This is a genomic window from Sphingopyxis sp. SE2, assembly GCF_032227185.1.
Classification (GTDB): domain Bacteria; phylum Pseudomonadota; class Alphaproteobacteria; order Sphingomonadales; family Sphingomonadaceae; genus Sphingopyxis.
The window spans coordinates 361,019-374,831 of the sequence record NZ_JAPMXW010000009.1; the positions used below are offsets into that span (position 1 = coordinate 361,019).

Below are 13,813 nucleotides of genomic sequence, written 5' to 3' on the forward strand. Positions count from 1 at the left end.
CGGTTTTGCACCATAGCGCCCGCATCGACGGACCTGCGGTATCGCGGGTGGCTCGGCCCGGCGCCTATCCCCGGGACAATCCGGCACCTTGCTGCCGATGATCGTATCTGGACTGCATCATGACATTCACTGCCACGCTTCGGCGCGACTGGCTTGCGAACCCGCGAGCCGACATTCTGGCCGGCATCGTCGTAGCGCTTGCGCTCATTCCCGAAGCTATCGGCTTCTCGATCATCGCCGGGGTGGACCCGCGCGTCGGGCTGTATGCCTCGGTCGCGATTGCGATCATCATTTCCTTCACGGGCGGGCGGCCCGGCATGATTTCTGCTGCGACCGCAGCCGTGGCGGTGCTGGTCGTGCCGCTGGTGCGCGATTACGGGGTCGAATACCTGTTCGCCGCGACCATTCTGATGGGGATCATCCAAACCGTAGCGGGTCTGCTGCGGCTTAATCTGGTGATGCAGTTCGTCTCGCGCTCGGTGATCACCGGCTTCGTCAACGCGCTCGCGATCCTGATTTTCATGGCCCAGCTGCCGCAGCTGACCGGCGTGACCTGGCAAGCCTATGCGATGGTCGCTGCCGGACTTGCGATCATCTACCTCCTGCCACGCCTCACTACCGCGATCCCGGCGCCGTTGGTGGCGATCGTCATCCTCACGATCCTGGCGGTGGCGAGCGGCGCCCCGGTCAACACGGTCGCCGACATGGGCAACCTGCCCCAAGGCCTGCCCAGTCTGGTCTGGCCCGATGTGCCGCTGACGTGGGACACGCTGCGGATCATTGCGCCCTATTCGGCTGCGATGGCGGCGGTGGGCCTGCTCGAATCGCTGCTGACCGCGCAAATCGTCGACGACATGACCGATACCGGCAGCGACAAGCGCCGCGAATGCGCCGGGCAGGGCACCGCCAACATCGCCGCCGCGCTGGTCGGCGGCATGGGCGGGTGCGCGATGATCGGGCAATCGGTGATCAACGTGACGTCGGGCGGACGCGGGCGGCTCTCCACCTTCACGGCGGGCGCATTCCTGATGTTCCTGCTGGCGGTGCTTGGGCCGTATGTGGGGCAGGTGCCGATGCCCGCGCTGGTGGCGATCATGATCATGGTGTCGATCAGCACCTTCAGCTGGAATTCGATCCCCAACCTGCGTCGCCATCCGTGGCCGTCATCGGTCGTGATGCTGACCACGGTCGCGGTGGTGGTGGGCACGCACGACCTGTCGTTGGGCGTGCTGGCGGGCGTGCTGCTGTCGGGCATCTTCTTTGCGGGCAAGGTGCAGCGGATGTTCGGCGTGGAGCGGAACCTGTCCGAAGACGGTCAGACCGCGCATTACCGTGTGCGCGGCCAGATCTTCTTCGCTTCGGTCGAGCGGTTCGTGGCCGCAATGGACGTGGCCGAAACCGCGCCCAACGTGGCCATCGACATGACCGCGGCGCATTTCTGGGACATCTCGGGCGTCGCCGCGCTCGACAAGATCGTCGCCAGATTGCGGCGCGACGGGCGCAACGTCGACGTGGTCGGCTACAACCGCGCCAGCGCCGACATCGTGGACAGGTTCGCTCTGCACGACAAGACCGGGTTCGAGCTTGGGGTAAGCCCGCACTGACCTGACAATGTCCGATTTGGGGTCGTTTCCTGAATGTCGGCTGCTGGCAAGAAACGCGCAGAAGCTGACTGGCAGGTTCCGTCACCATAAGCCGAACGGCAGGAAGCTGCCTTCGTTGAAAAAATCTGCCATTTAGGAACCGACCCAAAGCGGTCATAGGGAGGGATCACTAAAAGGCGAGAGGCGGTTTAGCCATGCAGCCTGTTTCGAGCCATGGTGCGAAAACGCCCAGTAAGCCCTCTTAGATCACCCGCAGCAGAGTAGGCGGCGGGCACCACCAGCAACGTCAAGAATGTGGAAGTGGTCAAGCCGCCGATGATGATAAAGCCCATCGAATTGCGCCACTCAGCGGCATCCGACTGAGCTAGCGCGACTGGCAGCATCCCGAATACCGCCGCCAACGCTGTCATCAGGACGGGCCGCAGACGTTCGGGCGCTGCCTTGCGCATCGCCGAGGCGGGATCCATGCCTGCGTCCCTATACTGGTTGGCGAGATCGACCAGAAGGATGCCGTTCTTCATCACAATCCCCATCAGTGCAATCATGCCGATCTGAGCAAACAGGCTCATTTCCTGCCCCCCTGCCCACATGAGAAAATAAGCGCCTGAAAATGAAAGCGGCGCAGTGAGCATGATGATGATTGGCTGCCCGAAGCTGTTAAACTGGCTTGCCAGCACGATGTACAGCGCCACGATTGCAAGTGCGAACGCGAAGACGATTGCCTCCCCCGTCTCGGCCAGTCTTCGCGCTGTGCCCTCGGTCCGGATCGAAAGTCCAGGCGGCGGCGGGTTGGACGCAAGGAGGTTCTCGACCTTCGTAACCGCGACGCTCAGCGCTACGCCGGGGGCTGTATTCGCCTGCACTGAAATCTGGCGCGATCGATCAATACGGTCGATCTCCGCGGCGCTTAATGCCACTTCGACATCGGCGATTGCTGCCAGATCGACCAGCGTGCCTTGTCCGGTTCTGAGTGGCAGTGCCTGAACATCCGAGAGGGTCTGCCGATTAATTTCGTCGAGGCGCACGCGGACATCATAACGCCGCCCGTCGGCTTCGAAGGTTCCCGCATCACTGCCTCCGACCAGCGTGCGAGAGGCTGCGGCAAGGCTTCGCGCGGATATGCCGAGGTCCGCTGCGCGGTCACGATCAAGCACAATCTGCAATTCGGGTCGGCCGCCCTCATAGGTCGAGCGGACGTCGACGAAATCGGGCCGGGAAGTGAGTTCACCTTGCAGCCATTGGGCATAATCGTTGATCGCCGCTGTATCACTTCCGGTGATGATAAGCTCGATCGCAGCTTGCCCGACACCTCCGCCCGAAACCCATGGAACCTCCGCCACAGATACCTCGCGCGCTCCGGCGACACCTTTACTGAGGGCGTCGCGCGCGAAGGTCATCAAATCATCTTGCGACAGATCTCGGGTTCGCTTGGGGGTCAGCCCGACATAGATATCGATTTCGTTGACCTTGGGATTGCTGCCGCTTCCCGCGCTTGCAAACACCAATTCGACTTCCGGATTTTCGCGCAAGACAATATCCGCTTGCTGTGCCGCGTCGCGCGCTCCGGCGATTCCCGTGCCAAGGGGTAGCTTGACCGTCGCGAGAAATTCTGACCGATCAGTGGAGGACATAAAGGTGCTCGGCACAAGCGCGGCAAAAAATCCGCCGACAAGAACGCTCGCCAAGGCGCCAGCAAGCACCACATACCGCCTGCCAATGGCCCAGCTGACGAGTCGTTCGTAGCGAAGGCGCATCCCGACATGAAATCGCTCTATGCGTCCCAGCCAGCCATCTTCCGGATGTTCCGGGCGCAGCAATCGGGCCGACAGGGCCGGGGTCAACGTAAAGGCAACCAGCATCGAGACGCTGACAGAAAACACGATTGCCAGTCCATATTGGAAGAAGAAACGGCCGACTATTCCCTCCATGAAGGCGATCGGAACGAAGACCGCCAGCGTAGCGAACGTGCCTGCCAGCACCGCCAGTGCGACGCGCTTGGTCGCAGCATGTGCCGCCTCGGTTGGATCAACACCGGCATCGACATCGTTCTGGATTGCCTCGACCACGACGATGGCATCATCCACCAACAGACCAATCGCCACAGTCAGCGCCAGCAAGGTGATCATGTTGATGGTGAAATCAAATGCGGCGAAAGCAACGAAGGTAGAAACGATCGAGGTCGGAATGGCGAGGAGAACGATGATCGTCGCGCGCCAGCTCAACAGGAACAGAAAGGTCACGGCGACTACCAGCAACACCGCGATGAAAAGATCGAACAGCACGTCGCCGATTGCCTGTTCGATGAAGCGCGATGTATCGCGGGCGATAACCAGGTCGACCCCATCCGGTGCGCTTGCGCTTATGTCCGCGATTGCCGCCCGGATCTGCTCGGCAACTGCAACGGTGTTTTCACCGCTCTGTTTGCGCACTTCGAGCACCACACCAGGCTTGCCATCGAGCTGCGCATAGCTGGTTTCATCTTCGACCGAATCTTCGACGCGGCCGACATCTCCGATACGGACGGTCTGGCCATTCGGGCGGTAGGCAATCGGAATCCTTGCGAATTCGGCTGCGCTCGCCGCTTCGGCGAGCGTGCGGATGCCGAATTGGCGTGTTCGCCCCTCCGTCACCAGTCTTCCGCCCGGAAGCTCTGCATTTTCACGCTGGATTGCCGAGAGGACGTCGTCTGCCGTGATGCTGCGCGCGCGCATCGCGGACGCATCCAGCCAGATGCGCATTTCGCGCTCGCGCCCGCCAACCAGCTCGACCGAGCCGACCCCGGGCACGCGCTGCAACCGCTCCTTCACCTCCTCGTCCGCAAAGGTGGTCAGATCGCGGATAGGCATATCGCCAGACAAGAGCACCGACAGGATAGGCGCAGCATCTGGATCGACTTTCTCGATCACCGGCGGCTCGGCGTCAGCGGGCAGATCAGCGCCAAGCCGTGACATCTTGTCACGGACTTCCTGCGCCATGAGGTCGGCGTCTTGCTCGAGCTCGAATTCGAGATTGACGATGCTCACCCCTTCGGCGCTGACAGAACGCATCTGTCGCAGGCCCGCGATGGTGTTGAGCTGCTCTTCGACGATATCGGTGACTTCGGTCTCGATCGTCCCAGGCGACGCCCCAGGCAGCGTGGTGGTCACCGACACGTAGGGAAATTCGACTTCGGGAAACAGATCGACTCCGAGACGGCCGAAGGAAACAAGGCCAAGCACGACGAGCGAGACAATCAGCATCGTCGCAAAGACTGGACGCCGGATCGAAACATCGGCCAGCCACATATTACTTCTCGTCGGTCGTGCGGCGCGGCTTCACCTGCTCGCCGTCGCGCAAGGTTGCCGGAGGATCGATGATCACTTCCTCGCCTGCGGTCAGGCCTGACCGGATCCGCACCCTGTCGAGGTCGATACTGTCGAACCTGACCTCGCGGCGCTGAGCCTTACCATCACGGATGATGAAAAGATGGGCGGCGGAGCTGTCGCCGAGAATGGCTGTTCGGGGCAGAATGATGGCTGGTTCGGGCGGGATCTGGATCTCGGCTCGCGCTGCAAGGCCGGAGCTTATCCGGTAGTTGGGATTGGCGATCGGCAGCCGCAATTCGATCATCCGGCTTTCAGGATCGACCCGGTCGTTGATGATGTAGACGATGCTATCGAACGGCGCGTCGAACCCTTCGATGAAAACGCGCGCTGGCATGTCTCGCCGCAGCATGTCGACATATTCCTGCGGCGCGTTGACAATCGCCGCGACGGTGCCGAGCTCCTGCAGTTGAAGAGCGGCCGACTGACCGCCTCCCGCGAAGCGATTGTTGAGATAGACCCCCTCATCAACGAGGCGCGCGGTTACGACGCCGTCATAAGGCGCGCGCGTAATCGTATCGCTCAGGGCCTGCTGCGTGGTGCCGAGTGCAGCAACAGCTTGCGCCTTTTGCGCGCGCGCAACGGCAAGCTGAGTCTCAACCGCATCGACCTGCGCTTTCGAAACGAAACCCTTCGGCGCAAGAGCTATCACGCGTTCATAGCGCCGTTCGGCTTCAATCGCTTGAGCGGTCGCAAGATCAACCGCAGCTTGTGCCTCAGCCACGTTCCGCTGATAGTCGGCTTGTCTGATGCGAAAGAGCGGCTGTCCGCGTGACACCCTGTCACCGACTTTCACAAAGATCCGTTCGACCGGGCCTTCGGTGAGCGCTCCGATTGCACTGCTTTGTTTGGCTGCGATAGTTCCGAACGCCTTCACCGGTTCGTTGAGCAATTCGGTCCGGGCGATCGAGGTCTGAACCTCACGCGGGCCTTGCGGTGCTTCTTTTGCAGTCTGGTCCTCAGCCTCGCCGCCTGAACAGGCAGGCAGCAACAAAGCGACGGCTATCAATGCAGGCACAGAAAGGCGCACTAGCATATGTAGGCGCCTCTGCCGCTCGCCAAAAGTTTGTCGTCAGGCCCAAAAATGCGGGCTTCGGCGACACTGATCTGGCGTCCGGTTTTGACAACCTGTCCACGCGCAATGAGCGGACCAGCGGTCGCGGGCCGATGATAATCGACCCTGAGGTCGGCCGTGGCCGTAGCCCGAGTGCCCAGCATAACCAAAGCGTAAAGGCCGGTTAGATCGATCAGCGCTGCCAGCACGCCGCCATGTGCCGCGCCAACCCCGGGGTTGGAGACAATTTCATCGCGCCAGGGCATCGTGAGCTCAAGCCCGTGTTCCGAGCAGGATTGGATTTTCAGGCCGAGCCATTGATGGAAGGGCGCAATGTCGAGCATGTCTTGCAAGCCCGCCCGGTCAAGCACCATTGGCTGTTCGCTCATTGCCCCGATCCTGTGGGATTATGGTGGCGATTCAGAAAGCCGAGGATCGCATTCGAAAATGCATCATTGGAATCGCCCACGACCATATGCGTGGCGTCTGCGATGTCGGTATACTCCGCATGGGGGGCGACCTGCTGCAGGTGTGCAACCGCTTCTTCGGAAACAAGGTCGCTCGCCGCGCCGCGAATGAGATGGAGCGGAAGTGTCAAGCTGGCCGCCGCCCTGCTGAGCTCCTGAAACTGAAGCTCCTGATTATCGGGATTGCTCCGTTTGGCAGCCATGATGTTGCGGATGAACGCTGGATCCCAATGCCAGTAAAAGCGGCCATCATCCTTTTGCCGGAGATAATGGCGCAGGCCTGCGCCAGCGCCGCGCTTGCTGCGGTGTGGCATGTAGCGTGCGATAACCCCCGCCGCTTCATCAGGTGAGGCAAAGCCGGTTTCGACATGCTGCTCCATGAACCCGACGACCCGCATCACGCCGTCAGGCTCCATGCGGGGCGCGATATCCACCAGTGTCAGCGATGCAAAGCTGCCGTGGGCGAGCTCTCCCTCAGCAAGCAACCCCGCCAGTCCACCAAGCGATGCACCGACCAATGCGGGCTTGCGGTCCATACCGGATGCGAGCGCGACAAGATCGGCCGCGAAGTCACGTATTTCATACGCCCCGGCATCGGACCACGCGCTGTCACCGTGGCCGCGCATGTCAAAAGCAATTGCGCAATACCCGGCGTCAGCAAGATCGGTCGTGACCCGCTTCCATGCTCTCCGGGTCTGCCCACCTCCATGAGCAAGCAAGACCGGCATTGCGTCAGGCGCGCCGGTGATCTCGGCTGCGAGGTCGAAGCCGTCGGCGCCCTTGATGCTGGCTGTTACGATGTCCATAGCATTTTGCTATACTGTAAGGTGCCTTACAGTAAATATCTTTATTTTCGTATCGGGAAAGCTATGACCGGATCATGGTAACGCACTCGGATCAGGCTGCCGATGAAGCTGAGACGAATTTTCTGACCGACACCGATCGGCTCGTCTTCCTGATGGAAGGGGTGACGCGGCGGCTGCGACGCACATTCGATACCTCCTTCGAACAATTCGGACTCACCCGAACTCAGTGGCGCGCTTTGGCATATCTTTATCGAACGCCTGGCATGACGCAGACCGAACTTGCCCGGGAGCTTGAGCTGGAACGAGCAAGCGTTGGCCAGGCCATTGACAGGCTTGAAGAACTTTCGCTCGTTGAGCGACGTAGCGCAGTGAACGATAGGCGCGTTTGGCACATCCAACTTATGCCTGCTGCGGTTGAGTTATTACCGAAGCTTAGGACCGAGGCCGACGCGGTCTACGGGCGCCTGCTTGCCGGGACGGACATTGATGAGCTGGGCCGGTTAAGTGCGATGTTGGCCGCGATGCAGGACAATTTGGGTCGCAATTAGACGCGCTGGATTCTCGATGTCTCCACTGACGGTTCCGACACCGGACGTTCAGCTTCCCACCCACTTGTTGCCGGTTCGGCGATCTCAGCTTTTCACCACAAGCGGCCATCGGAGCTTGCCCGACGGCCGCCATGATGGTCAGATTTCGATACGCTCAGCGAGGACCAGTGCATCCTCCACGTCGACACCGAGATAGCGGACAGTGTTCTCGATCTTGGAATGCCCCAGAAGAATCTGGACCGCACGTAGATTTCCCGTTGTCCGGTAGATCATGGCCGCCTTGGTGCGCCGCATGGAATGGGTGCCGTAGTCTTCCCGCCGCAACCCGACAGCGGTTACCCATTCATCGACAAGCCGAGCGTATTGCCGCGTGCTCATTGGTTGGCCGGAATGGATCCTGCTTGGGAACACGAAATCATCGAGGCTTCCTCCCCGCCGCAGCAGCCATGTCGCCAGGCTCGAGCGGGCGTCCGCGGTGATTTCAAATTGCACGGGTCGCCCGGTCTTCCGCTGAATAATCATGGCGCGGTCGCGGACCTCTGATCCGGCCACGAGGTCGCCGCTTTTGAGCTTCACCAGATCGCAACCCCGCAGTTTGCTGTCGATCGCCAGGTCGAACAGCGCACGGTCGCGGAGCCGCTCCTCGCGATCAAGGAAGAACCGGATCGCCAAAATCTGTTTCTGGGTCAGTGGCCGCTTTGTGCCGACGGTTCTGCCGGCATTCCACACAACGCGGTTCTGCATGGCGGGGTCGAAGTGAGAATAGTTCATCATCTTTCTCCATGGCCTTGATTGGTCAGGTAGAAAGAACGGGAAACAAATGTGACTTTGCCTTTGATCGGGCCGAAGGATTGGGACCCTGCGATCTAGCGGGACAGAATTGGCCTATGTCGGTCCGAAACCATAACCTCTTGGCCAGTAAGCGCATTGTCAGTCAGGCGGGACATCCGATGGAGGAAGTTCCAACGTGACTGCGATCATCGGCGACCCAATTGAGTCCTGCTATGCAGGCTCGCGCACGCGCTCGATAGAAATCCTCTCCGATCCGCCTTTGGCTTGCGCAAGATCATAGGCGGACTGCATCCGCAGCATGGTGGCGGCAGAAACACCAAATGCCTTCTCGAATCGGATCGCCATCTCCGGGGTCAGCGCAGCCCTGCCATTCAGCAAGCGGCTCAGTGCAGGCCGAGTAACCTTGAGATGATCTGCGGTGCTCGACACATTCATGTTGTAAGGCTTCACGATCTCTTCGAGCAACCAAGGGCCCGGGTGGATCGCGAAGCTGTCATGGAGCTTGATAGCCATCAGTGATAGTCCTCCAGGTCGAGATCAGCGACGGTGAGTTCGTCGATCATTGTGAATGTCAGCCGCCAGTTTCGGGTTACCGTCATGGCAAAGTATCCCTCCCTGTCGCCAGTGAGGGGATGAAACCCGAAATTCGGCGGCACCGCCAGCTCATCCAGGCTCTCTGCCGAGGCAATAAACGCCAGCATGCGACGGAGCCGGTCAGTCTCCATCAGTCCTGCCGGCTTTCCGGTCTCAGCAAATCTGCGAAGCGCCTTATGGTGGATGCTTCCGATTTCCATGGAGGTGTAATCCCATAAGTTACACAAAGAGTCAATAGGGGTGTAACCCCTGAGGCTACACCTCGGTCATTGGGGCGGCAGCTTGCAAAACACGCAACTCACACGTGAAGCAGATCGCTGATCACCGATGAAGCGGTCGCTGTTGGAATAAACACCCGGGTACGAAACGAGATGATTTCCGTGAAGCATCCGATGCTCTTCAGCCAGGGCAGCTGATCGACAGGTGCGCCCACGATTTCATAGCGCTGCTCGCCTGCCACGCGCGAGCATTTGATGGTCGCCTCGAACGGCTTCTTGATTGGGATTGTCCGGCTTTCGCTGAGCGCCCTGATGATCGTATCCGGGCTGAGTTCAACGGTGGAGGCAATATCGAACTTCTCGAGCAGCTTCGCCACATCGAGCTCGTGGACCATGCGGCCGAGCCAGCTTCTGCCCTCTTCGTCGACGATGCGCCGGACCTCCAGATAGTCGATAGGCAGGCTCGACCAGATCGGCAGGAGAAGTCCGGTCGCAAGGTACACGGTCTCTGTCGTTAGCCGTTCGGCAAGCTCCGCAACCTCGCTTTGCCACAGCTTCTCGAAAGTCCGGCGCGGAGCTTCTTCCCAGGCCGATTCCGCAAGGTCATCGAAGTGGTGGTATTCGCGCCGGAGCGGACGGTGGAGGATAAACCGCCTGATGAGTTCGCCCTGTTCGGTCATGAAGTGCCGCGAAGGTTCGGCCAGGGCTGCTTTCCCGCTCTTGGTATTGTGGAGCAGAATGCAGCCGTCAGCGTAGTCGCGGCGCTCAAGGACACGCTCAAGCGAGATCGGCCGTGCTCTCGTCTTGAGAGCCAGCTGCAGCAAGTGTGACGTGGCGCCGGTTCGCCCGTCGGTCCGCAGGACGATGTCTTCGACAACCTCGGCCTGTTCAACCCGAAGGGTTTCGACGCCAACATCGAGCGATCCGGCCTCGCGCGCAGCCGACACCCGCGCTTCGACCAACCCCAGAAATTCCTCGAAGATCGCATTCTGCATTCCGATCGGCAGCGCGAGGATGCGGTTGAGCCAGCGCTGGATCGGCGGAAGGTCCTCTTCGAGAATGCCGTCTTCCGAGACAATCTTGAGCCCGCTACGGCGCTGGAAATCGATTAGCGTTGCGCTCTTGAGCTTGCCGTCCGCCAGCAAGGCAAACCAGGTCGAGAGAGCCGCCTTGGCATATTCGCTTTCGAGATTGTCGGCAGGGTCAAAGAGGTTCTGGCCGCCCGTCTGCCGTTGACCCCGCGTCAGCGCCCCCAGACTGTCGAGCCTGCGCGCAATGGTGCTGGTGAACCGCAGTTCCCCCTTACAGTTCGTGGTTACAGGCCGGAACAGCGGTGTGTTGGCTTGATGGGTCCGGTGCGTCCGGCCCAGCCCCTGGATGGCGCGGTCGGCGCGCCACCCCGGCTCAAGCAGGAAGTGGATGCGCCGCTTCTGGCAAGCTGCGTCAAGGCTGGCGTGATAGGACCGCCCTGTGCCGCCCGCGTCGCTGAAGACAAGGATCGGCTTCCTGCCATCCATGAACTGGTCGGTCTCGGACTGGTTCGTCCGCGGCGAGCGGGTCTCGAGCCGTTGCTGGCCGTCGCTTTGGGTTATGAGCCGCTTGCTGCGCCCGGTCACCTCGGCGACCCTCTCCGGTCCGTAGTGCTCGATGAGCCCGTCCAGCGCTGGCTTGATCGGCGGCATGGCGCACAGATGCTCGATCATCTCGCTGCGGCGGGCGATCGCAGTCTGGTTGTGGACTGGACGGCCTTCCTCGTCGAACATCGGTGCCGAGCGCTGGGTGCCTGTATCATCGACGAACACCTGCATCTGTTGTGTGGGGAAGGCGCGCTCGAGGTACTCGATCACGGCGTCGAGCGGGCTGAGGTCGAGGTCGAGCTCCGCGCGCTCTTCTGGCGAGAGGCTATCAAGACGGCGATCAAGGATGCTTTCGGCGGTCGAAACCAGTTGGACGACGACCACCTCATCGCGGTCCAGATGGAGATTGATGGCAGCGATCAGCGTGGGCAGCTTCATCGACAGCAGCAGCTGGTTGAAGAACCGCTGCTTGGTGCTTTCAAACCGGCTTCGCGCTGCGGCTTTCGCACCACTGTTGAGCGTTGCACCGTCGATTTCGTCGACGACGCCGGTCAACTCCAGTGCCTCCTCAAGGTTCTGATGGATGATCGCCCAGGCGTAGGCATAAGTGTCGTAAACGGCGATCTGTTCGGCTGTCAGATCATGTTTCAGGATCTCGTATTCGACGCCTGCGAAGCTGAGTGCGCGCGCCTGATAGAGGCCCAGTGCCTTGAGGTCCCGCGACACGAGTTCCATCGCAGCGATGCCCCCTGCCCTGATCTGGCTGATGAAATCTTCCCTGTTGGCAAACGCGGTGCCAGGTCCCCACAGACCAAGCCGCACGGCATAGGCAAGGTTGTTGACCTCCGAGGCTCCGGTCGCCGAGGCGTAGAGAACCCGGGCATCGGGCAGATTGTTTTGCAGCAGCACGCCGGCGATGCCCTGCAGCGATCCGCTTTTCGTGCCGCGGGCGCCCTCGCCCCCTGCAACACCGCCCATCTCGTGGCTCTCATCGAAGGCGATGACACCGTCGAAATCCTCGCCCGCCCAATCGAGCAGCTGCTTCAGGCGGGTGGCGTCCTGTCGCTGGCTACGAAGGGTCGGGTAGGTGATGAACAGGATCCCTTCGCGAAACGGAACCGCCTGATCGATCTTCCAATTGGAAAGCGGCTGAATGTCGGCCGCAAGGCCGCCGATAGCGCTCCAGTCGCGGCGCGCGTCTTCGAGCAGGCTTTCGTTCTTCGAGATCCAGATGGCCTTACGGCGTCCCGCAAGCCAGCCATCAAGGATGCAGGCGGCGATCTGCCTGCCCTTCCCTGCCCCCGTGCCATCGCCAAGGAAATAGCCTTTGCGGTAGGCGCGCCCATGCTCGTCGAGTTGCAGGCCAACGCTTTCTTCAGCGGGAACGAACAGGCCAGGCAGATACTGCTGCCACGCGTTCCCGGCATAGATGACAGTTTCGATCTGGGCCTCGGATAGCAGGCTTTCTTGCAAGACCCGATCCTGCAGCGCCGGGACATAATCCGGGATTGGTGCCGGGATCGAACCCATGGCCACGCTTTCGACGAGCGGTGTCGGATGTTCGCGTGCACCAGCAATATCGACCCGGCTTGGCCGGTACGGGATGTAGACCCCGCTTTGCTCACCGAGCACGCGCGGCTTGTCTAAGGTACTGAACGCCAGCGCTGCAATCGTTGGGGCTTGGGCTACCCTCGCTTTGACGGGCTTTGTGATCGGCGTTGCGCGCATGGCTTTGAAGAGCGCACCCGGCTTTGCTTTCGGCGGCACCGCGCGCGGTTCGCAGTCGGGCTGGGCTGTCACGCGTTTGATGATTGGAACCGCAGACGCAACGTCTGCAACTGTCTGCCGCGCCAAAACTGCAGGTCTGATCTGCCCCGGGATCTTGTCGATCACGTACAAGCGCACGGCCACGCTGGTGCCCTGCTTGTGATAGCATTTGTCGAGCCGGATGGATGTGCGGACTGTGCAAGAGGCAAAGGTGTCTTCGTAGATTTTCGCAAGCTTTGCGCTGGTCGTGAACCAGTCCGGCATGATCGCGACGATCCTGCCCCCCTGCTTGAGGCGCGTTATGGCAGCGCGCAGGTGACGCACCGCTGCGAACTCGTCTGCTCCTCGCCCCATTGATCGGGAGAACGGCGGGTTCATCAGGATTAGGCTTGGCTGCACAGCCGCGTTGAGATGGGAGGCCAGCATGGCCCCATCGATCCCTGTTGTGGCGGCCTGGGGGAACAGCAGAACCAGCTTCTCACGCCTGCGCGGATCGATTTCGTTGAGATGTAATGCGCTGACATCGGGCAAAGTTGCCACCAGAGCGCCATGTCCGGCGCTCGGCTCAAGAACGATATCGGTTGCAAGCGGCTGCGCCAAAATCACGCAAAGCGCTGCGAGGTCTGCGGGCGTCGAGAATTGCTGGAACCTGATCTGGTCTTCACTTCTGACCGTATGTGTCGGCAGTGCCTCGATAAGCGCACTGATCTCCGAAATCTGGTGCAGCATCTGAGGCTTGTTCAGCATTCCGGCCATGTGGCGCGTCAATGCCGCCTCGAGCAGGTCAAAGGCGTCCCTCTGGCTCCAGGTGCCGTTTGCGGAGCCCTCCCCGTAGAGCTGGCGCATCGTCTCAAACAGGCGTTGCTTGTTCGCCAGTCCGGCTGCGATGGCGTGCTGGATTTCGGTGATTGCTGCGTCCAGCTTCTGGCTGGATTGTTCAAAAAGGTCGGTCACGGTCTGCTCCTGATGCTGAACCGCATCAGGCCTTCCCCCTCTCCCTTTGGCGAAACTGGGGAGTTTTTGG

At 60.8% G+C, this 13,813-nt stretch carries 10 protein-coding genes and 1 other annotated feature; of the genes, 2 read left to right on the plus strand and 8 right to left on the minus strand.

Annotated features, from left to right (window positions below; genetic code table 11):
- Nucleotides 1–26: 26 nt before the first annotated feature.
- Nucleotides 27–81, plus strand: a sequence feature (sul1 is cis-regulatory element that is thought to sense ions involved in sulfur or methionine metabolism; They are found in Alphaproteobacteria).
- 38 nt (nucleotides 82–119) lie between these two features.
- Nucleotides 120–1,604, plus strand: coding sequence for a SulP family inorganic anion transporter (locus OVY29_RS24315; RefSeq protein ID WP_292948227.1), 1,485 nt, complete (start codon nucleotides 120–122; stop codon nucleotides 1,602–1,604).
- A 188-nt stretch (nucleotides 1,605–1,792) separates the two neighbouring features.
- On the opposite strand, the gene OVY29_RS24320 is transcribed toward OVY29_RS24315, so the two are convergent.
- Genes OVY29_RS24320 through OVY29_RS24335 form a run of 4 tightly spaced genes read right to left on the minus strand, consistent with a single transcriptional unit; the run spans nucleotide 1,793 to nucleotide 7,293 of the window.
- The gene (locus tag OVY29_RS24320; RefSeq protein WP_313912459.1) at nucleotides 1,793–4,888 is read right to left on the minus strand and encodes an efflux RND transporter permease subunit; all 3,096 of its coding nucleotides are present in this window, start codon (nucleotides 4,886–4,888) and stop codon (nucleotides 1,793–1,795) included.
- A 1-nt stretch (nucleotide 4,889) separates the two neighbouring features.
- On the minus strand, nucleotides 4,890–6,002 hold the full coding sequence (locus OVY29_RS24325) for an efflux RND transporter periplasmic adaptor subunit (RefSeq protein ID WP_292941642.1): 1,113 nt from the start codon (nucleotides 6,000–6,002) through the stop codon (nucleotides 4,890–4,892).
- Nucleotides 5,996–6,409, minus strand: coding sequence for a PaaI family thioesterase (locus tag OVY29_RS24330; RefSeq protein ID WP_292941640.1), 414 nt, complete (start codon nucleotides 6,407–6,409; stop codon nucleotides 5,996–5,998). Before OVY29_RS24330 ends, OVY29_RS24325 begins: the two co-directional genes overlap by 7 nt.
- Nucleotides 6,406–7,293, minus strand: a complete 888-nt coding sequence (locus tag OVY29_RS24335; RefSeq protein WP_292941638.1) for an alpha/beta fold hydrolase — start codon at nucleotides 7,291–7,293, stop codon at nucleotides 6,406–6,408. The genes OVY29_RS24330 and OVY29_RS24335 overlap by 4 nt, the downstream gene beginning before the upstream one ends.
- Nucleotides 7,294–7,367: 74 nt before the next feature.
- Here OVY29_RS24335 and OVY29_RS24340 point away from each other — a divergent pair, with 74 nt between their 5' ends.
- Nucleotides 7,368–7,841 carry a MarR family winged helix-turn-helix transcriptional regulator gene (locus tag OVY29_RS24340; protein ID WP_292941636.1) on the plus strand — a complete coding sequence of 158 codons (474 nt, stop codon included), beginning with the start codon at nucleotides 7,368–7,370 and terminating at the stop codon, nucleotides 7,839–7,841.
- 138 nt (nucleotides 7,842–7,979) lie between these two features.
- Here the strand turns inward: OVY29_RS24340 and OVY29_RS24345 are convergent, their stop codons facing one another.
- The 4 genes from OVY29_RS24345 to OVY29_RS24360 form a co-directional block, all read right to left on the minus strand.
- Complete coding sequence (locus OVY29_RS24345; protein WP_292941634.1) at nucleotides 7,980–8,612, minus strand: tyrosine-type recombinase/integrase; 633 nt, start codon at nucleotides 8,610–8,612, stop codon at nucleotides 7,980–7,982.
- 231 nt (nucleotides 8,613–8,843) lie between these two features.
- A complete protein-coding gene (locus tag OVY29_RS24350) occupies nucleotides 8,844–9,146 on the minus strand; it encodes a HigA family addiction module antitoxin (RefSeq protein ID WP_313912461.1) in 303 nt (100 codons plus the stop codon).
- Complete coding sequence (locus OVY29_RS24355; protein ID WP_313912462.1) at nucleotides 9,146–9,427, minus strand: type II toxin-antitoxin system RelE/ParE family toxin; 282 nt, start codon at nucleotides 9,425–9,427, stop codon at nucleotides 9,146–9,148. Before OVY29_RS24355 ends, OVY29_RS24350 begins: the two co-directional genes overlap by 1 nt.
- A gap of 98 nt (nucleotides 9,428–9,525) precedes the next feature.
- Entirely contained in the window at nucleotides 9,526–13,743 is a 4,218-nt protein-coding gene (locus OVY29_RS24360) for a strawberry notch-like NTP hydrolase domain-containing protein (protein WP_409581506.1), read from the minus strand.
- Between the last annotated feature and the right edge of the window lie 70 nt (nucleotides 13,744–13,813).